15 protein-coding genes are annotated in these 19,547 nt (G+C 60.5%); 6 read left to right on the top strand and 9 right to left on the bottom strand.

Going from position 1 to position 19,547, the window contains the following annotated elements; genetic code table 11:
- Positions 1-145: 145 nt before the first annotated feature.
- Positions 146-1,327 (top strand): alkane 1-monooxygenase, encoded by a 1,182-nt coding sequence (locus KZ772_RS14985; protein WP_290537320.1) that lies wholly within the window; start codon positions 146-148, stop codon positions 1,325-1,327.
- Between the two features lie 233 nt (positions 1,328-1,560).
- A complete protein-coding gene (locus KZ772_RS14980) occupies positions 1,561-2,790 on the top strand; it encodes a saccharopine dehydrogenase NADP-binding domain-containing protein (protein WP_290537319.1) in 1,230 nt (409 codons plus the stop codon).
- Between the two features lie 272 nt (positions 2,791-3,062).
- Here KZ772_RS14980 and KZ772_RS14975 read toward each other — a convergent pair whose 3' ends face one another.
- From KZ772_RS14975 to KZ772_RS14965, 3 genes are all read right to left on the bottom strand, one after another.
- Positions 3,063-4,472, bottom strand: coding sequence for an efflux transporter outer membrane subunit (locus tag KZ772_RS14975; protein WP_290537318.1), 1,410 nt, complete (start codon positions 4,470-4,472; stop codon positions 3,063-3,065).
- The gene (locus KZ772_RS14970; protein WP_290537317.1) at positions 4,465-7,659 is read right to left on the bottom strand and encodes a multidrug efflux RND transporter permease subunit; all 3,195 of its coding nucleotides are present in this window, start codon (positions 7,657-7,659) and stop codon (positions 4,465-4,467) included. The genes KZ772_RS14975 and KZ772_RS14970 overlap by 8 nt, the downstream gene beginning before the upstream one ends.
- Before the next feature lie 88 nt (positions 7,660-7,747).
- The gene (locus KZ772_RS14965; protein WP_290537316.1) at positions 7,748-8,932 is read right to left on the bottom strand and encodes an efflux RND transporter periplasmic adaptor subunit; all 1,185 of its coding nucleotides are present in this window, start codon (positions 8,930-8,932) and stop codon (positions 7,748-7,750) included.
- Positions 8,933-9,621: 689 nt separating this feature from the next.
- Here KZ772_RS14965 and KZ772_RS14960 point away from each other — a divergent pair.
- Positions 9,622-10,578: an AraC family transcriptional regulator gene (locus tag KZ772_RS14960; RefSeq protein WP_290537315.1), complete on the top strand. Its 957-nt coding sequence runs from the start codon at positions 9,622-9,624 to the stop codon at positions 10,576-10,578.
- 134 nt (positions 10,579-10,712) lie between these two features.
- Here KZ772_RS14960 and KZ772_RS14955 read toward each other — a convergent pair whose 3' ends face one another.
- Both KZ772_RS14955 and KZ772_RS14950 read right to left on the bottom strand, forming a co-directional pair.
- Positions 10,713-11,474 (bottom strand): ABC transporter permease, encoded by a 762-nt coding sequence (locus tag KZ772_RS14955; RefSeq protein ID WP_290539489.1) that lies wholly within the window; start codon positions 11,472-11,474, stop codon positions 10,713-10,715.
- Between the two features lie 2 nt (positions 11,475-11,476).
- The gene (locus KZ772_RS14950) at positions 11,477-12,442 is read right to left on the bottom strand and encodes an ABC transporter ATP-binding protein (protein ID WP_290537314.1); all 966 of its coding nucleotides are present in this window, start codon (positions 12,440-12,442) and stop codon (positions 11,477-11,479) included.
- A gap of 142 nt (positions 12,443-12,584) precedes the next feature.
- Here KZ772_RS14950 and soxR point away from each other — a divergent pair, with 142 nt between their 5' ends.
- Positions 12,585-13,034: a redox-sensitive transcriptional activator SoxR gene (gene soxR, locus KZ772_RS14945; protein WP_290537313.1), complete on the top strand. Its 450-nt coding sequence runs from the start codon at positions 12,585-12,587 to the stop codon at positions 13,032-13,034.
- Between the two features lie 111 nt (positions 13,035-13,145).
- The gene (locus KZ772_RS14940) at positions 13,146-14,165 is read left to right on the top strand and encodes an isocitrate dehydrogenase (protein WP_290537312.1); all 1,020 of its coding nucleotides are present in this window, start codon (positions 13,146-13,148) and stop codon (positions 14,163-14,165) included.
- A 108-nt stretch (positions 14,166-14,273) separates the two neighbouring features.
- On the opposite strand, the gene hemH is transcribed toward KZ772_RS14940, so the two are convergent.
- The 3 genes from hemH to KZ772_RS14925 form a co-directional block, all read right to left on the bottom strand.
- Positions 14,274-15,365: a ferrochelatase gene (hemH, locus tag KZ772_RS14935; RefSeq protein WP_290537311.1), complete on the bottom strand. Its 1,092-nt coding sequence runs from the start codon at positions 15,363-15,365 to the stop codon at positions 14,274-14,276.
- A 108-nt stretch (positions 15,366-15,473) separates the two neighbouring features.
- Positions 15,474-15,881 (bottom strand): thioesterase family protein, encoded by a 408-nt coding sequence (locus tag KZ772_RS14930; protein ID WP_290537310.1) that lies wholly within the window; start codon positions 15,879-15,881, stop codon positions 15,474-15,476.
- An 81-nt stretch (positions 15,882-15,962) separates the two neighbouring features.
- Positions 15,963-16,736, bottom strand: coding sequence for a hypothetical protein (locus KZ772_RS14925; RefSeq protein WP_290537309.1), 774 nt, complete (start codon positions 16,734-16,736; stop codon positions 15,963-15,965).
- Positions 16,737-16,852: 116 nt separating this feature from the next.
- On the opposite strand from KZ772_RS14925, the gene KZ772_RS14920 reads away from it, so the two are divergent.
- Positions 16,853-17,155, top strand: a complete 303-nt coding sequence (locus tag KZ772_RS14920; RefSeq protein ID WP_290537308.1) for a DUF1244 domain-containing protein — start codon at positions 16,853-16,855, stop codon at positions 17,153-17,155.
- Between the two features lie 200 nt (positions 17,156-17,355).
- Here the strand turns inward: KZ772_RS14920 and KZ772_RS14915 are convergent, their stop codons facing one another.
- Entirely contained in the window at positions 17,356-19,287 is a 1,932-nt protein-coding gene (locus KZ772_RS14915) for a choice-of-anchor I family protein (RefSeq protein ID WP_290537307.1), read from the bottom strand.
- Positions 19,288-19,547 lie beyond the last annotated feature (260 nt).

Here is a 19,547-nt window from a genome sequence, read left to right as displayed (position 1 = left end):
ATGGAAGTCCTAGCCTACCCCTAAACGGCCTGTTTAACCTGTCACTTTAAGACGATTTGTTGCCACCTGACGGGGTGCCGGTCTTCCGCCAACAGGAACACCATGGATGAACTCAGATACCACTAACAACCAATGAGGTCATACCATGAGTCAAGCTGGCGTCTTTATCGGCCCCTCCGGCGTCGAGTACCGCGATCGCAAGCGGCATCTCTGGATTGTCTCTCTCTTTGTACCGGGCACCGTTTTCCTGGGTCCTCTCCTGGTAATGGCAACCGGGCAAGCCTGGCTGCTGTGGCTGCCCCTGGTATTCTATTATCTGGCCATCCCGCTGCTGGACATGCTGATTGGCGAAGACCGCAGCAACCCGCCGGAAGAAGTGGTGCCGCAACTGGAAGCCGACCTGTTCTACCGGCGTATGACCTATGCCTTGGTGCCAATCCTGCTGGCAGCCTATCTGGTCAGCATGTGGTTTGTGGGTACCCACTCCCTGCCCCTGCATGGTGTCATCGCCATGGTTCTACTTACCGGTACCGTCTGTGGTGCCGCCGGGATAAACCTGGGCCATGAACTGGGCCACAAGAAAACCAAAACCGAACGCTGGTTGGCCAAGCTGGTGCTGGCGCCGCTGGGCTACGGCCACTTCCCCATCGAACACAACAAGGGCCACCACCGCGACGTGGCCACCCCGGAAGACCCGGCCTCCTCACGGCTGGGAGAATCCATCTGGAAGTTTGCCCTGCGGGAAATTCCCGGCACCATGAAACGGGCTTGGCAACTGGAAAAAGCGCGGCTGCAGAAAGAGGACAAACCAGTATGGTCCCTGCACAATGAGATCCTGCAACCGGGCCTGCTCAGCGTGATCATCTGGGGCAGCATCATCGCCCTGTTCGGCTGGAAAATGCTGCCGTTCATTGCCGCCGTTACCCTGTGGTCCTACCTGCAGCTCACCTCTGCCAACTATGTGGAACATTACGGTCTGCTCCGTCACAAGGATGCCAACGGTCGCTACGAGCGCACCCAGCCGCACCATAGCTGGAACAGTAACCACATGTTCTCCAACTGGGCGTCCTTTCACCTGCAGCGTCATTCCGACCACCACGCCCACCCGGCACGTCGCTATCAGAGCCTGCGCCATTTCGACGGCCTGCCGACCTTGCCCAACGGTTACTTCGGTATGTTCCTGCTCAGCTATGTACCGCCTCTATGGTTCAAGGTCATGGACCGCCGGATGCTGGAACACGCCGGTTATGACGCCGCCAACATCAATTTTGATCCGGCACGTCGCGACGCACTGATCCGTAAATACCAGATCAAACAGACCACGTAGTCTGCACCGGGTATGGCATTTGCCCCATCCTCCCGGATGGGGCTTTTTTTTGCGCGCACATAGCCACGACTCAATGCACCCTACAGAATCATTGGCGGCTGTCAGAGATTCCCTCGCGAATCCGCGATGACCCTGTTTTTCCGGTTACGTTTACCCCTATCAATCCCTTAGGATAGGTCCATCATTGGACAATCGTTCCGATTTCGCTTTGCGTTCATTTCCGAGGAGATCCCATGAGTGATGCACAGTTTGACGTGGTGGTGTTCGGCGCCACCAGTTTTGTCGGCCAGATTCTCTGCCAGTACCTCACTGACACTTATGGGGTGGATGGCGATCTGAAATGGGCGGCGGCCGGCCGCTCCAAAGACAAGCTGGAGCAGGTAAAGGCCCAACTGGGCCCGGCCGGTAGCGCGCTGCCGTTGCTCACCGCCGATGCCAACGACGCCGCCAGCCTGGATACCCTCTGCGCCCAGACCCGGGTGGTAGTATCCACCGTAGGCCCCTACGCGCTCTATGGTGAGCCCATGATTCGTGCCTGTGTAAACAGCGGCACCGATTACTGCGACCTGACCGGTGAAGTGCAGTGGATTGCCGCCATGCTGGAAAAATACGAAGACCAGGCCAAACAGAGTGGCGCGCGCATCGTGCATTGCTGCGGCTTCGATTCCATTCCCTCCGACATGGGCACCTACTTCCTGCAGCAGCAGGCCCAAGCCCGCTTCAAGGCCCCCGCCACCCGCGTGAAAATGCGCGTAAAAGTGGCCAAGGGCGGCGTGTCCGGCGGCACCGTGGCAAGCATGATGAACATTGCCGAAGAAGCCGGCAAAGATCCCGAACTGCGCAAGAAACTGGCTAACCCCTACCTGATATGTCCGCCAAACCATGGCTTCAGTGCCCGCCAGGAAAGCATCAGCATGCCGCGCATGGATGACGACTTCGGCGCCTGGGCGGCACCGTTCGTGATGGAGGCCATCAACAGCCGCATCGTGCATCGCTCCAACGCCCTCAGCGGCAATGCTTACGGCGACAACTTCACCTACAACGAAGCCATGCTGGCCGGCCCGGGCATGGGCGGGCGCATGAAAGCCCTGGGCATCGGCACCGGTACCGGCCTGTTCTTCGCCGCCGCGGCCATCAAACCCACCCGCTGGCTGCTCAACAAATTCGTGGTGCCACAACCCGGCGAAGGCCCCAGCCCGGAAGCCCAGAAAGCGGGGTTCTACGACATCCGTTTCTTCGGAGTTACCGACAACAACGACAACATCCGCGTGAAAGTGACCGGCGATGCAGACCCGGGCTACGGCTCAACCGCCAAGCTGCTGGGCCAGGCTGCAGCCTGCCTAGCGCAAGATGTACCTGCGGATGCTCCCGGCGGTTTCTGGACCACCGCCTCCCTGCTCGGCGACTCCCTGCTCAAGCGTCTACAGGAAAAAGCCGGCATGACCTTCACCGTGATCGATTGATATCGGTCAGGTTCAGGGAACAGCAACGGCTTGTCGCCCTGGCAGGAGTATCGATCTGGGTCCCTGATCCGTCTGGATCATCCGGGTTCAATGCCTTCTGTGTTTCTGGAGAACCATAAAAAAGCGGGCCGCTGGCCCGCTTTTTTATAATGCCCCGCTAGCAGGAATTGCATCCCCGAACACGCACCATACACTGCTGACTGCCCCGATTACGGCTGAATGCAAGGCAGACATTCTGCGTCTGCCCGCCATTGGAAGCCGTCCCCCAGCCATCATTTATCCTGTCGGAGACTCGGGGTGCCGGCCAGGGCGCGGTACACGTCCACCATAGCCAGCACCACCCCGGTCTGACTGCGTACCCGGGCATCCCGGGTGGCAGTCAGTTCCTGCTCCGCGGCGAGCACTTCGAAGTAGCCGATAAAGCCACGCTCATAACGCGTGCGGGCCAGCTCGGCGGCCTGTTCCGCATTAACCGCCGCCAGCTCCAGATGCGCGGCCCGCTGGCGGGCGCGCTGGTAACGGACCAGGCGAGTCTCGGTGTCTTCCAGGGCCGACAGCACCGCCTGCTGATAATCCGCCAGCGCGGCGCGGCTGTCCGCGTCGGCGGCATCGATGCGCGCCTTGACCTTGCCGTGGTCCAGGAAGGTCCAGTCCACGCCCAGGGCCACCCGCCGGGTTTCGGCGGAGCCACTGAACAGATCACTGCTGTCCGCCGCCACCGAACCCAGCAAACCACTGAGGGTAAAGCGTGGAAACAGATCCGCCGTGGCCACCCCGATGCGGGCAGTGGCCGCCGCCAGGCGCCGCTCTGCCGCAGCGATATCCGGCCGACGGCGCAGCACATCACCGGGGCTGTCCACCGGGATCACCGGCAACGTTTCCGGCAGACCGGTGTCGCCATTCAGCGTGGCGATCAACGCCGCCGGCGGCTGGCCGGTGAGCACGGCGATGCGATGCATGGCGGCACGGATGCCGGCACGCAGGGTGGGCAACTCCGCCCGAGTGCGCTGCAACTGGGAGCGAGCGCGAACCCGATCGAACTCGGTGCCGCGCCCGGCATCCACCCGGGCGGAGACGATGTCCAGGGTCTCCTGCTGCAGGGCCACGTTCTGCTCGGCCACCAGCAACTGCTGCTGCAGGCCGCGCAGTTCGAAGTAGCTGCTGGCCAGCTGCCCCACCAGCGCCACTTTCAACGCCCCCAGATCCGCACCAGCGGCTTGCAACTCCGCCTGTTGTGACTGGGTGACCCGGCGCAGGCGCCCGAACAGATCCAGTTCCCAGTTGGCGGCGAGGCCAGCCTGGTACAGCTCCACCCGTTCCGGACCGGCACCGGGCGGGGTGCGCTCCACATCCGCCAGGTGCTGCTCGGCACCGCTGGCACTGGCGGTAATGCTGGGCCACTGTTCGCGCTTGGCGCCATACAGCAAGGCGGCGGCCCGATCGTAGCGGGCCAGACCGGCCTGCAGGCTGTGGTTGGCGGCCAGGGTCTGGTCGATCAGTTGCCCCAGCAGCGGGTCCTCGAAGCCGGCCCAGAACTGCTGTTCGGCTTGCTCCCGGGAGGTGCTGGTTTCATTGGCAGCATGAAACGCGTCCGGCTCCGGTGTTGGCGGCGCCTGATAGTCCGGCCCCACCGCACAGGCACTCAGCAACAGGGTGGCGGCGGCGATAGACAACTTACGCATGACTTTCTCCTTCAATCTGACCATGGGGGTCGCCATCCATGGTGGAGGCATGCTGACTTACCGGCGGCTTACCGCCGGCCAGCTTGCGCAGCGCCACATAGAACACCGGTGTCAGAAACAGGCCGAACAACGTCACCCCGAGCATGCCGAAAAACAGGGCCACACCCAGCGCCTGGCGCACTTCCGATCCCGCCCCGCTACCCAGTACCAGCGGCACCACCGCGGCGGTGAAGGTAATGGAGGTCATGATGATGGGCCGCAGCCGCAGGCGGCATGCTTCCAGCGCCGCATCCACCACGCCCATGCCCTGCAATTCCAGCTCGCGGGCAAACTCCACGATTAGAATGGCGTTCTTGCAGGCCAGGGCGATCAGCACCACCAGCCCCACCTGCACGAAGATGTTGTTGTCACCGTCGAAGTACCACACACCGAGCAGAGCCGAGAGCATGCACATGGGCACGATCAGGATCACCGCCAGCGGCAGGGTCCAACTTTCGTACAGGGCAGCCAGCACCAGGAACACCAGCAAAATGGACAGCGGGAACACCAGCAACGCCGCATTGCCCTGGGTAGCCTGCTGGTAGCTCAGGTCGGTCCACTCGAAGCTCATACCGGCGGGCAGCACCTCCTCGGCGATGTTGCTCAGCACCTCCATGGCCTGGGCGGAGGACAGCATGGCCGGGTTCGCCTCGCCGGCCAGATCCGCTGCCGGGTAACCGTTGTAGCGCAGCACCGGGTCCGGGCCGAAATCCTGACTGATGGTCACCATGGAGCCGATGGGCACCATCTCGCCGTGGATGTTGCGGGTCTTCAGGTTGGCGATATCAGCCACGCTGTCGCGGAACGGCGCATCCGCCTGGGCGATCACCTGCCAGGTGCGCCCGAAACGGTTGAAGTCATTCACGTAGGTGGAGCCCAGATAGGTCTGCAGGGTATCGAACAGCCCGGTGATCGGCACGCCCTGGGCCTTGGCCCGTTCACGATCCACGTCCGCATTCAGCTGCGGCACATTGGCCTGGTAGCTGGTGATCGGGAAGCCCATGCCGGGCGTCTGGGCGATGGCCCCCTGCATGGCATTCACCGCATTCTGCAATTCCCCGTAGCCCAGGTTGCCACGATCCTCGATGAACATCTGGTAACCATTGCCGTTACCCAGACCCAGAATCGGCGGCGGCATAAAGGAGAAGGCAAAACCTTCCTTGAGGCCGGCGATGCGCCCGTTGATTTCTTCATTGATCTGCGCGGCAGTCCGGCTGCGCTGGTCAAAGGGCTCCAGCGGGAAGAACACCAGGCCAGTATTGGACGTGTTGGTGAACTGCAGGGCGTTGAGCCCGGGGAAGGCTACCGCGTGGGATACGCCTTCGGTCTCCATGCCAATATCCACCACCCGCTGCAGCAACTGGTCCGTGCGCTCCAGAGACGCCCCCTCCGGCAGTTTTACCCCGGCGATCAGATACATCTTGTCCTGGGTGGGAATAAAGCCCGGCGGCACCACCTTGAACATCAGCCCGGTGCCCGCCAACAACAACGCATAGATCACGAACACCATGCCGCGATGACGCAGGGAGCGGCCGACGCCACCCTGATAACGCTCGGAGCTGGCGTTGAAGAAACGGTTGAACGGCCGGAACAACCAGCCGAACAGGGCATCGATAATTCGGGTCAGGCGATCCTTCGGCGCACTGTGGGGTTTGAGCAGCATGGCCGCCAGTGCTGGCGACAGAGTCAGCGAGTTGATGGTGGAAATCACCGTGGAAATGGCGATGGTCACCGCGAACTGCCGATAGAACTGCCCGGTAACGCCATCGAGAAATGCCATGGGTACAAACACCGCACACAACACCAGGCCGATGGCCACGATGGGACCGGATACTTCCTTCATGGCCTGGTGGGCGGCAACCAGGGGCGTCAGCCCTTCCTCGATATTCCGCTCCACGTTTTCCACCACCACGATGGCATCGTCCACCACAATACCGATAGCCAGCACCAGGCCGAACAGGGTCAGGGTGTTGATGGAATAGCCGAGCAGATAGAGCGCCCCGAAGGTACCGACGATGGAAATCGGCACCGCCAGCAAGGGGATGATGGAGGCGCGCCAGGTCTGCAGAAACAGGGTTACCACCAGTACCACCAACAGCACTGCTTCCAGCAGGGTCTTGATCACCGACTTGATGGAATCGCTGACAAAGATAGTCGTGTCATAGACGGTTTCGTATTCCACCCCGGCCGGGAAACGGGTGGCGATTTCGTCCATGGTGCTGACCACCTGATCGCGGATTTCCAGGGCGTTGGCGCCGGGGGCCTGAAAGATACCAATGGCTACCGCATCCTTGCTGTCCAGTTGCGCACGCAGGGTGTAATCCCCGGCGCCCAGTTCCAGGCGGGCCACATCGGAAAGCCGCACGATCTCGCCGTCGGCCCCGCTCTTGATAACGATGTCACCGAACTCCTCGGTAGTGCGCAGCCGCCCCTGGGCATTGATCAGGGTAAGAAAATCACTGCTCGGCATGGGCTCGGCGCCCAACTGGCCGGCGGACACCTGCACGTTCTGTTCGCGCATGGCGGCCACCACATCCCCGGCAGTCAGGCTGCGGGCAGCAATCTTGTCCGGGTCCAGCCAGGCCCGCATCGCATAGTCACCGCCACCGAATACCTGGGCATCACCGACGCCGCGAATGCGCGCCAGCGCATCACGCACATGCAGCCGGGCATAGTTGCGCAGGTAGAGAGTGTCGTAGCGACCGTCCGGCGAGGTCAGGTGCACTACCATCAGGAAGGTGGGCGACTGCTTCTGGGTGGTCACCCCTTGCCGCCGCACATCCTCGGGCAAGCGCGCCAGCGCCTGGCTGACCCGGTTCTGTACCCGCACGGTGGCATCATCCGCCTCGATATCCGGGCGGAACGTCACCGTCATCTGCAGTACGCCATCGGAACCGGCCACGGACTTGAGGTACATCATGCCCTCGACGCCGTTGATGGATTCCTCCAGCGGCGTCGCCACGGTTTCGGCAATCACCTTGGGGTTGGCACCGGGATACACCGTGCGCACCACCACCGACGGCGGCACCACTTCCGGATATTCACTCACCGGCAGACTGGGCAGCGAGATCAAGCCCACCGCAAAAATGATGATCGACAACACCGCGGCAAAAATCGGTCGGTCGACGAAGAAACGCGAGAAATTCATGGCAAAAGACTCCTGTCAGCAGTGCCGTGGCACTGCCGCGCTTTGTCGTTCCCTTGGTAACGCCAGGCGAGCGCCCGGCGTTGATTGATTACGGTTGCGCTACCGCGATGGCAGGCTGCTCATCATTAGCGGCACGCATGGCCACCTGGTTGGGCTGCACCGGCATGCCATCGCCAAACACTTTCTGGATACCGTTGACGATCACCCGGTCGCCGCTCTCCAGCCCCTTATGAATCACCAGCAGATCTTCCACCGACCGGCCCGGTGTCACCTGACGACGCACCACCTGGTTGTTATCGTCCACCACATAGACGAAACGACGATCCTGGTCGGTCATTACCGCCTTGCGGCTGACCAGCAGGGCGCGGTCCAGTTTTGCCACCGGCATTTCCACCCGGGCGAACTGGCCCGGTTTAAAAATGCCAGCCGTGTTGTCCAGCACCGCCCGGTACTGCAGAGTGCCGGTGCCGCTGTTGATACGGTTGTCGATAAAATCCAGCGTGCCACGGTGCGGATACCCGGTTTCCCCGGACAGGCCGATCCGCACCGAGGCGGACTTCCCCGCGCCAAGCACCTGCTGACTCTCGAACGCGGATTGCTCATCGGCTTCGAAATACACATGCATGGGATTCACCGACACCAGCGTGGTCAGCAGGGTCTGGTCCGCATTGGCCAGGTTGCCGCGGGTCACCATGGCACGACCGGTGCGGCCATCCACCGGGGCGGTGACCCGGGTGTACTGCAGATCCAGCTCGGCGGTATCCACCGCCGCCCGGGCCGCATTCACCAGTGCCTTGGCACTGAGCTGGGCAGCACGGCGCTGGTCATATTCCTCACGGGAAATGGCGCGGCTTTCCAGCAGGGTTTTCGCCCTGACCGCTTCGCTCTTCGCCAGTTCCAGCTGGCTTCTGGCCTGCTCCAGTTCCGCTTTCGCTGCCTGCAGGCGAGCCCGGTAGGGACGCGGATCAATCTGGAACAACAGGTCACCGGCCTTCACCAGCTCCCCTTCCTCGAACGCCACCTGATCGATATAACCGCTGACCCGCGGTCGCAGCTCCACGGTTTGCGGTGCCACCACGCGACCGGTATAGGATTCCCACAGAGTTACCGGCTCGGCAATCACCTGGGCCACATCCACCTCCGGCGGCGGCATCTGTTGCCCCGCTTCACTACGGGCGTCGCAGCCGGCAACAAACACGGCCACCATCAACGCGACCAACAGCCCCCAGTAGACACCGGCACCGCTGGCACTTTCTCCACTCAAACTTTCCATTTCCGCAACTCCTGTTATCACCACCCAGCTCTGCCGACTTATCGAATACCGACGACTACATTCGACAGAGTGCAAAAAAAATATCGGGATGATTCGTTTTCTGGTGAACAGAATCCCCCCAACAGATCAGCGACTTTATTTCCTCAAGCTAAGTTGAGGTCAACATAGGTTGGCCTCGGCTTTTGACTATCCTCGTCATAGGTATCGTCTCCGGCCGTAGCCAATAAAACGCTTGGCGGATCAGAAAACGATTACCTGAGAGGCAGGCCTGTCTGGAAACACAAGATACGAAGAGCCGGTAGTTTGGCGGTAGCGGCTTACTGCGCGAAGCTTGCCCGATTCTGTTATCAGGCCGAGAAGTGACAGACGAGGGAGGAACCATTAGCCAATATGAATGCGGCCTTTCATTGTAATTTCAGGCAAGTGACAGCGACGAAAGACGAAAGCGGAGTGCCCTGAAGCGTCTCCCAAAACCCTGCATAGAGCCGATCCCCGCAAGCTTGCGGGAATTACCAGCAAGGCTTACGGGCAAGCCACGGGGCAGGATCCCGACTTGCCATATTCCGCTGGGCAGCTCCGGCGAATTGCCGGTTTCTGCGCAGTGATTGCCTGATCCTGCAGAAAATGACTCAATGGGGACACGGGCCCGCAGCGCTCTGCGTATACTGCCGGCAACAGGAGGACAGGCCATGACCGTGACAACACCGGAGTTACCCCGCAATCTCAGCGCCGGCCCCCAGCAGCAACTGGCCGACATCGTCAGCCGCTGGGCCGATGGTAGCGGCATGAGCCAGACCGCCATCGGCGGGGTGGACCTGTATCGTTCCGACGGGCTGACCGCGTGCGGTTCCACCGTCTATGAACCCTCGCTGATTTTTATTCTGCAAGGCACCAAGACCATTCAGCTCGGCGACCGGGAAATTGTCTACGGCCCCATGAGCTACCTGGCCAGTTCCGTGCATCTGCCGGTGCAAGGTCAGATCGTGGATGCCTGCAAGGATCGCCCCTATCTGGCTGCCAAGATCACCGTGGACCCACAGGAAGTGACCGACCTGGTACTGGAACTGGGTGACAAGGTGGCCAGCGTCGACCCGGACAGCCCCTGCCCGGAAATCAGTTGCGGCCTGTGCATGTCCTACATGGACGAACGTATGCAGGGCGCCCTGTATCGGCTGCTGAGCCTGCTGGATTCCCCGGAGGATATTCAGGTGCTGGCACCGCTGGCACGTCGGGAAATCATCTACCGGGCACTGATCGGAGAGATGGGCCCGCGCATGCGCAAGTTCGTGGCTGCGGACTCCCAGGCCAACCGAATATCCCGGGTGATCTCCACCCTGCGCGGTCGTTACACGGAACCCTTGCGAGTGAAGGAGCTGGCGGAAGAAGCCAACATGAGCGAGTCCACCCTGTTCCACAGCTTCAAGCAGGTCACCCGCATGTCGCCACTGCAATTCCAGAAAAAGCTGCGCCTCTACGAAGCCCGACGCCTGATGCTCACCGAAGGCCTGGAAGCGGCCACCGCCAGCTACCGGGTAGGCTACGAAAGCCCCTCCCACTTCAGCCGCGAGTACAGCCGCATGTTCGGCGCGCCGCCCAAGGCGGATGTGTTGAAGTTGCGGGGGGAGCAGCAGGTAGTTAACAGTTAATAGTGAACAGTTCCGCGAGAAAGGTTCTTCTTTTTCAAAACGACAGAGGCCGCGCCCAAACTGTGGGCGCGGCCTCTGTCGTTTAAACCTCAAATAAAGTGTTTCGTGAGCTGTTAATTGTTCACTGTTAACTGTTAACTCTTCAACCGGTACCCCGTCCTGAATATCCACCACACCAGAGCGATACAGATGGCCAGGAAGAACAGGGTCATGCCGATGCTGATGCCGATATGGACGTCAGCACTACCGAAGAAGCTGTAGCGGAAACCACTGATCAGGTAGACCACCGGGTTGAACAGGGTCACGGTTTGCCAGAACGGTGGCAGCATGTCGATGGAATAGAAGCTGCCACCCAGAAAGGTCAGAGGAGTGATGATCATCAGGGGAATGATCTGCAACTTCTCAAAGGTATCCGCCCAGATGCCGATGATGAAGCCGAACAAACTGAAGGTAATGGCGGTAAGCAGCAGGAAGCCGAACATCATGAAGGGGTGCTGAACCTCATAGTCTACAAAGAAGCGCGCCGTAATCAGTATCAAAACACCCAGTATCGATGACTTGGTTGCGGCAGCTCCCACATAACCGATGACGATCTCCACGTAGGAGACCGGTGCCGATAGCACTTCATAGATCGTTCCTGAGAACGTGGGCATGTAGATCCCGAACGAGGCATTGGAAATGCTCTGCGTCATCAGGGTGAGCATGATCAGGCCGGGAATAATAAAGGCCCCGTAGCTGACGCCGCCAATTTCCACCATGCGCGAACCAATGGCGGAGCCAAACACCACAAAGTACAGGGAGGTGGAGATCACCGGTGAGGCTACGCTCTGCATCAGGGTGCGCCAGGTGCGAGCCATTTCGAATTTGTAAATGGCGCGAATGGAGTAAAGATTCAGTTTCATCGGGCGTCTCCGGATGCAGTCGCATTTGCAGCAGCAGGTTGGCCGTTGTGGACCAGATCCACAAAAATATCTTCCAGTGAGCTCTGCCGGGAATGCAGGTCCTTGAACTCGATACCGGCGGCGTTCAATGCTCGCAGCAACTCGGCGATGCCGGTGGTTTCCTGATTGGCATCGTAGGTGTAGACCAGCCCGTAGCCGTCTTCGGACAGCGCCAGCGCGTCATTGTCCAGAGCTGCCGGCAGGCTTTGCAGCGGCTCGGCCAGGTGCACGGTGAGCTGCTTGCGGCCCAGCTTCTGCATCAGCCGTGCCTTGTCATCCACCAGGATGATTTCGCCCTGGCGGATAATACCTACCCGGTCGGCCATTTCCTCAGCTTCCTCGATGTAGTGAGTGGTCAGGATAATGGTCACCCCCTGCTCGCGAAGCTGGCGCACCATCTCCCACATTTCCCGGCGCAGTTCCACATCCACCCCGGCGGTGGGTTCATCCAGAAACAGGATCTTGGGTTCGTGGGAGAGGGCCTTGGCAATCATCACCCGTCGTTTCATACCGCCGGACAGCATCATGATCTTGTTGTCCCGCTTGTCCCACAGGGACAGTACCTTCAGCACTTTTTCGATATGGGCATCGTTGCGGGGCTTGCCAAACAGACCGCGGCTGAAGCTCACCGTATCCCAGACCGTCTCGAAGGCATCGGTGGACAGTTCCTGGGGCACCAGACCGATGGCGCTGCGCGCTTCACGGTAGTCGCGAACAATGTCGTAGCCATCGGCCAGCACCTTGCCACTGGAGGGATTGACGATGCCGCAGATGATGCTGATCAGGGTGGTCTTGCCGGCCCCGTTGGGGCCCAACAGGGCAAAGATCTCCCCGGCCTGGATATCCAGATTGATGTTCTTGAGGGCCTGAAAGCCCCCTTGATAGATTTTGTTCAGGTCTTTCACGGAAATGACAGCACTCACCACTTTCTCCTTCGTTGGACCTGCTAAGGCCGCCTCATTATGCCCGAAATAACGCCCATCCGCTGGCAACGCTGATCACGATTTGGCAGCATAAGACCTAAACCTTGGTTAAGGTCAAAGCGCATCAACAAAGGACTCCACCATGACCCTGTCCTGTGCAGACGATATTCACAAGGCGCTTACCGTTGGTGAGGTGGCCGAACGCAGCGGCGTGGCCGTTTCCGCCCTGCACTTCTATGAAAAAAAAGGCCTGATCCAGAGCTCGCGCAGCGCCGGTAACCAGCGCCGCTATCATCGCGATGTGTTGCGCCGGGTGGCGGTGATAAAGGTCGCTCAGCGTATCGGTATCCCGCTGGCGGAAATTGCCGAAGCCCTGGCCGAACTGCCTGATGGGCGCAGCCCCACCGCGCGGGACTGGAAGCGCATGTCAGCCAAATGGCGCGGGCACCTGGACGAACGCATCAATGATCTGACCATGCTGCGCGACCAGCTCAATGAGTGTATCGGCTGCGGCTGCCTGTCCATCAAGGCCTGCCGGCTACGCAATCCCTTTGACACTCTGTCCGAGGAAGGCCCGGGGCCGCATTTCTAGGCCGCAGAGCAGGTTCCCACACCTCTTCCGACCTTGGTCGGCATTCATTTTGCCATCTGCAGCGGGCACAATGTGGTTCCTGCAACACCTTTTCCGCAATCAGGAGGCAGCATGAACAAGAACACCGTAACCGTTATCCCCGGCGACGGAATCGGACCGGACATCGTGGATGCCACGGTACGGGTACTGAAAGCTCTGGATTGCGGGCTCGAATTCGAATACGCCATTGCCGGCCAGACTGCGCTGGATCAAGGACTGGATCTGGTACCGGAAGAAACCCTCTCCGTACTCCGCCGCAACCGCCTGGCCTTGAAAGGCCCGATCACCACGCCGGTGGGCGGCGGCTTCACCTCCGTGAACGTGACCCTGCGCAAGACCTTCGACCTGTTCGCCAATGTGCGCCCGGCCCTGTCCATCCCCGGGGTGAAATCCCGCTATGACAACGTGGACATCATGACCGTGCGGGAGAACATTGAAGGCATTTATTCCGGTCTGGGCCAGACCGTTAGCGAGGATGGCGAAACCGCCGAGCTACGCAGCCGCATCACCCGCACGGAATCCGAGCGCCTGCTGCGCTTTGCCTACGAAACAGCGGTGAAGCAGAGCCGCAAGAAGGTCACCGTGGTGCACAAGGCCAACATCATGAAGTCCACCTCGGGCCTGTTTCTCGACGTGGCCCGCAAGGTGCGCGAGGACTACCCCCAGCTGGAACACGAGGAAATGATCGTGGACGCCTGCGCCATGCAGCTGGCCATGAACCCGCACCGCTTTGATGTGATCGTCACCACCAACCTGTTCGGCGACATCCTTTCCGATCTTTGCGCCGGTCTGATCGGTGGTCTGGGTGTAGCGCCGGGTGCCAACATCGGCGAACACGGCGGTCTATTCGAAGCAGTCCACGGCAGCGCCCCGGACATCGCCGGCAAGGGTATCGCCAACCCCACCGCCATCATGCTGGCCGGCGCACTGATGCTCGACTACATCGAGATGCACGACAAGGCCAAACAGCTGCGGCGCACCGTGCGCCAGGTGGTGGGCGAAGGAGAGATCGTCACCCCGGACCTGGGCGGCCGCGCCAGCACCAGCGAGTTTACTGATGAGCTGGTGCGCAGGCTGGAACAGAACCGTTAACAGTGAATAGTTAATAGTGAACAGTTCGCGGGGCGGGTTTTCCTGTCCTGAAATGCAAGAGGCCGCGCCCATGTATGGGTGCGGCCTCTTGCATTATGGGCATATGGACTAGCGATCAGCGCCTTGTTGGCGAGCTCGCTGGTGGCGTTCGTTCAGGCCCACCGCATCATTTTCCGGTAACTCCCAGCCCTGCAGGTTCTCTTCGATTAGCTGGGTGAGCGCATCCAGGTGGCCGGGCTCTGCATTCAGTGCCGGGATGTAGGCGAAGGCCTCACCGCCGGCTTCCTTGAAGTAGCCGCGGTTTTCCACATCGATTTCTTCCAGGGTTTCCAGGCAGTCGGAGGAAAAGCCGGGGCAGAACACCTGCACGGATTTCACACCCTGTTCCGGCAGTGCCATCAGGGTGTGATCGGTATAGGGCTTCAGCCATTCCTCACGGCCAAAGCGGGACTGGAAGGTAGTGAGCCAGTCGTCGTCGCCCAGGCCCAGACGCTCCGCCAGCAGGCGCGAGGTCTTGTGGCATTCGCAAAAGTAGGGATCGCCATTGAGCAGGTATTTTTTCGGCACCCCGTGGTAGCTGAAGATCAGCTTGTCCGCCGTGCCATGTTCGGCGCGGAATGCCTCGATGTGTTTGGCCATGGCATCGATGTAGGGCGGGTAATCCGGGTAGTGGCTGATAAAGCGCAGGTCCGGTAACCAGCGCCGTTGCATGAAGTCCTTGGCAATGGCATCGAAGGTGGAGGCGTTGGTGGACGCCGAGTACTGCGGATACAGGGGCAGCACCACCAGCTTGCGCACGCCGGCCTCTTCCATGGCCTGCAACTGGCTGGCAATGGAGGGATTGCCGTAGCGCATGGCAAAGCGCACCTCGATGTCGTCACCAAACTTGTTATGCAGCCGCTCGCGCACGCCAGCACACTGGGCTTCGGTGTGGACCATCAGAGGTGAACCCGCATCCGTCCAGACACTTTTGTAGGCATGGGCTGAACGCGGCGGGCGAATTACCAGAATCACCAGATGAAGGATGAAGAACCAGATCAGCCGAGGCACCTCCACCACCCGCGGGTCGGACAGGAATTCGCGCAGATAGCGACGCAGGGCGCCGGTCTCCGGTGCATCCGGGGTGCCCAGGTTGGTGATCAGCACCCCCAGCTTCTGCGCCTGGCGGTGATCAAAGTTCTGTTGTCCCTGATAAGCCATCCGTTCCTCGCTGCCGTTACGTTGAGCGATCAGTATGGCCGATAGTGTAGCGTCGCGGCGTCAAGGTGCCACGCCCGCCATACCTATCGATCTGATCAAATAGGGGAATTACTGATCTTCCGACAAGGGGGCCTGATGCTCGGCCAGCACCTGACGGAATCTATCGGGGATCGGCGCCGAGGCCTGCTTGTCGTGCTCGAAGTAGACCTGCACGGCCTTGCCACGGGCCACCAGCTTACCGTTCTGCCAGGCTTGCTGGGCCACCACGAAAGAGCTGTTGCCGATTTTCTCGATGCCGGTGCGCAGCAGCACATCGCTGCCGTAATAAATCTGGCCGACAAAATCCACTTCCACCCGGGCCAGAATCAGCGGTAGGGACGCCGGATCACTGCCACCCCCGAACAACTGGAACAGGGGCGCCCGCCCGGTTTCGAACCAGCCGGTGACCACGGTGTTGTTCACATGACCAAAGGCATCGGTTTCGTAAAAGCGGGGCGTAACGGTGAGTTCAAACATGGATGCGCTCTCATGGGGACTGCGGGGACGTCATGATACCCGAGACGCCCCCGGGCCTGAATATTGACACTCAGGCCTGCATCACTCCCCGCGCAGACTGGCCAGCGCCTTTTTGCGCCGAGCCACTTCTTCACTGAGGCTGTCGCGGGCCGCTTCCTGCTCTTCCACCCGCTCGATCAGGGCTTCCACGTCCTGGCTGGCCTTTTCCATGGGCTCACCAAGGCCACCCACCGCTTCTGCGTTTTCTTCCAGCACCGCCAGTTCCGCCCGGGACGCCATCAACTGCACCTGTATCTGACGCAGGGTGTGATCTGCCTCGGCCAGGGCAGACAGACTGTCATCCAGCTCGCCCTGCAGTTCCTTTTCCAGCTCGGCAAATTCGTCACTGTCTTCAGCAATCACCTGCCAACCGTCGAAGCGTTGCTCGAAATCTTCCGCCACCATGCCGCGGGGCAAGGCCTGCTCATCCAGGGTGGTCACCACGTTTTCTTCATCATTGCCGCGAATGATCTGGACTGACGCAGTCAGATCCCGCTTCTCTCCTTCCGCCAGCGCCGTGCGGGTGACCACGCGCTGGCCGATGTCATCCACGTAGCGCACTTCGCGCAACGGCGCGTCCAGGGCCAGCACCGCTTCCACCTTGTAGGTGGTGATTTCCTCGGGCCCGGTCTGGTCCTTGCGCTGATCCTCGATATCCAGATCTTCCACCTGCCAGTAGCCCAGATCCCGAGTCTGCAAGGCCTGGTCGATGGCCGCAGCCAGACGCTTTTCCTCGCTGTTCATGCCACAGCTGACCAGCAGCCACCCTGCCACCAAAAACAGACCGACAATTGCTACGCCTCGTTTCAATGTCATCGCCCTTCCTCCATACGGGTTACTGTGTCCCCTAGTATGCACGGTAATCGCCCGGCGTCGACGCCTGCCGCTTGCAGCCCGTATCATGGCACCCCCCCCCTTTGCAGTAGAAGCCCATGACCACGCTGGATACGGCGACACGCACCGAACTGGAGGCTGCCGCCTTTCGCCGCTTGCTGCAGCATCTGGACGAGCACAAGGAAGTGCAAAATATTGATCTGATGATACTGGCAGACTTCTGCCGCAACTGTCTGTCCAAGTGGCTGGCGGCTGCCGCAGAGGAACGCGAGCTTGCCCTGGATTACGAGGCTGCCCGGGAATGGGTGTATGGCATGCCCTATGCCGAATGGAAAGACAAATACCAGCCACCGGCCACGCCGGAGCAGCTGGCAGCGTTTGAAGCGAAGAAGACCGGGTGAAAGCGGCAAGCTTCAGGCTGCAACACGAGCAAGGCTGTGCCATTTAACCTCAACCTTGCCCGCGCTTTCCGTGTTGTTTATCCCTTTGCCGCGCGAAGTCGTGCCTTTCCCGGTTGCCTCAGGAATCTCTTCGCGTTGTAGCTTGCAGCTTGACACTTTTAACGGCGGCCCGCAGGCCGCCCGGATATGGCTGGTGAGGATTATTCCTCATCGAACAGGGTTTCCACTTCGTAGATTGAGGTGGTGCCACTGACTTCGTTACCCACCACCAGCAATGGCTTGCCGCTGGGAGAATCGGCGGCAGGGATGAACACCAGCCCTTCCGGGCCCAGATCACCCACCACGGCGCCCACATCGCTTTCTGCCAGCAGACCATCATCGATCAGGTCTGCGATGTCTTCGCCATCACCACCGCCGCCCCAGAAGTTGCGGCTGTTCAGGTAATCCAGCCGCTCGGGCTGCTGCGGATCGGTAATGTCATAGACCAGAATGCCGCCCATGCGCTCCAGCGCCAGGAACAGGAAAGTCTTGTCGCCAATGGCGCCGATGGTCAGCCCTTCCGGCTCCGGGCCCTTGGCATCACTGCGGCTGTCCATGGCGTTGATTTCATCATGGCCACTGTTGAAGTAATCCTGACAGGCAATGCTGCGGTTGGTCCCCAACCGGCATTCGTCGCTGGCCAGGAACTGCTCGATGTCATCACCGCTGTCGAATACCAGATTGCCGTCTTCATCCCGGATGGAGAAGGAGCGACCGCCGTAGCTGTAGAGGGTGTCGTACATGATGCGGGTGCCCATCTCATCCACATTTCCCGCGTCGCTGTACATCACCGGGTTGCCGGCTTCGTCGGTCTTGTAGCCCATGGTCCAGGTAATGTTGAGACGGCCCAGTACATCGTCTTCGCGACAGTCACCGGGATCACCGGCGGTGGCGCCGCAATACTCGAACACCGCCGGATCCAGCAGCGCACCAGCACCCAGTTCACGCAGCTGGGGAGGCAGATCGTCGCCGCAGCGACGATCGAAGCCGCTGGCATGCACCAGATGCTTGACGCGGAATTCTTCTACGAACCCCTGCCCGGCATCACCGACACAACCTTCCCCCTCAGCACCCCAGTAGGCATCGTTGTCTTCCCCCCAGGCACGGGCGTCGCCTTCGTTGGCTGTGACCAGGTAGGTGCTGCCACCGGCGCTGTAGGCGTGAATGGCGTCAGGCAGGTACAGGCCAACCACACCCTGCCAGGTCTGGATGTTGATCGCTTCATCGTCATCGCTGGCATCAATGCCAAAGCCTGCCACGCTTCGGTCGATCTCTCCCAGCGGCAGGATATCGGTGACGGTGGCGGTAGCAATGCTGACCTTGGCCAGGGCGTTGTTTTCCTGCAGGGTTACCCAGGCGGTTTTGCCATCGGCAGACACCGCGATGTATTCCGGCTCCAGGTCCATGGCCACATCGGCGCCAGGTCCATAGATGCGCACGCCCGTGCTGCGCAGGGTGCCAGCATCAAAGGCGCTGAAATCCGCCGTGCTGACCTGGGGATCCTGCGGATTGCTGATATCGATAATGCTGATGGAGCCAGCCGGGTCGATCTGGTAATCATCGCTGGGCTCGCCCTCGTTGGCGGTGAGCAACTTTTTGCCATCCGGGGTAAAGATAATCATGTCCGGCTGGGCGCCCACTTCCACACTGCCCAGCAGGCTCAGGTCATCGGCCCGATACAGGGCAGCAAAACCGTTGTCAGTTTTCGGATTGGCTTCAACGGCGATAGCCACCAGTCCATTCTTCACCGCCACACTGTTCACGACGGCCCCGGCAGCAACCTCTTCAACACCCAGCGACTCGATCAGTGAGGGCTTGGCGGGGTCGCTCATATCCAGTACATCAAGCACACCCAACTCTGCGTTGACCACAAACAGACGCTGGCTGGCCTTGTCATAGGCAGGGATTTCGGCGGCAGAGGTATCGAAACTACCGGACTCGTAGCGGCTCAAAAAAGACAGACGCAGGCTGTCCGGCGTTTTGACTTGCTCGCCGCCACCCGCAGCAGGATTGTTGTCGCTGCTGTCACCGCCACAGGCAGTCAAGGCAGCAGCCAGCATCATGCCGGCGCCCAGGCTATACCAGGATGTCATTGTGAACTCCCCAACGGTTCGTGTTATTCGTTGATCAGTGAACCTGGGTTTATCGCCGGACGGCATGAAGCCAGTGCGTCAAAAGCGTGATGATTTTGTGGCAGAGGCGGGAAGAGAATTCAGAACAGAACATTCGTCACAAAAAACGCGGTGCGGTTTGACCAGAGCCGCGTTCACCGGAAGAAACCAGGCCAAGGGGGGGGGGGCAGACGCCTTCCTCGATCAGACACCCGCGCTTCCAGATGGAGCCTGCGGGTCCT

Origin of the sequence: Alcanivorax sp., assembly GCF_019431375.1 — a bacterium.
Taxonomy (GTDB): Bacteria; Pseudomonadota; Gammaproteobacteria; order Pseudomonadales; family Alcanivoracaceae; genus Alcanivorax; species Alcanivorax jadensis_A.
The sequence above is the reverse complement of the archived record's forward strand: the minus strand, read 5'-3'. Positions and strand labels throughout refer to the sequence as shown.

Coding starts and splice junctions, on each gene's coding strand:
- hemH (WP_290537311.1), bottom strand. CDS start 15,365: ATGGCTTATCAGGGACAACAGAACTTTGATCACCGCCAGGCGCAGAAG.
- KZ772_RS14975 (WP_290537318.1), bottom strand. CDS start 4,472: ATGCGTAAGTTGTCTATCGCCGCCGCCACCCTGTTGCTGAGTGCCTGT.
- soxR (WP_290537313.1), top strand. CDS start 12,585: ATGACCCTGTCCTGTGCAGACGATATTCACAAGGCGCTTACCGTTGGT.
- KZ772_RS14985 (WP_290537320.1), top strand. CDS start 146: ATGAGTCAAGCTGGCGTCTTTATCGGCCCCTCCGGCGTCGAGTACCGC.
- KZ772_RS14970 (WP_290537317.1), bottom strand. CDS start 7,659: ATGAATTTCTCGCGTTTCTTCGTCGACCGACCGATTTTTGCCGCGGTG.
- KZ772_RS14915 (WP_290537307.1), bottom strand. CDS start 19,287: ATGACATCCTGGTATAGCCTGGGCGCCGGCATGATGCTGGCTGCTGCC.
- KZ772_RS14930 (WP_290537310.1), bottom strand. CDS start 15,881: ATGTTTGAACTCACCGTTACGCCCCGCTTTTACGAAACCGATGCCTTT.
- KZ772_RS14925 (WP_290537309.1), bottom strand. CDS start 16,736: ATGACATTGAAACGAGGCGTAGCAATTGTCGGTCTGTTTTTGGTGGCA.
- KZ772_RS14940 (WP_290537312.1), top strand. CDS start 13,146: ATGAACAAGAACACCGTAACCGTTATCCCCGGCGACGGAATCGGACCG.
- KZ772_RS14965 (WP_290537316.1), bottom strand. CDS start 8,932: ATGGAAAGTTTGAGTGGAGAAAGTGCCAGCGGTGCCGGTGTCTACTGG.
- KZ772_RS14960 (WP_290537315.1), top strand. CDS start 9,622: ATGACCGTGACAACACCGGAGTTACCCCGCAATCTCAGCGCCGGCCCC.
- KZ772_RS14980 (WP_290537319.1), top strand. CDS start 1,561: ATGAGTGATGCACAGTTTGACGTGGTGGTGTTCGGCGCCACCAGTTTT.
- KZ772_RS14920 (WP_290537308.1), top strand. CDS start 16,853: ATGACCACGCTGGATACGGCGACACGCACCGAACTGGAGGCTGCCGCC.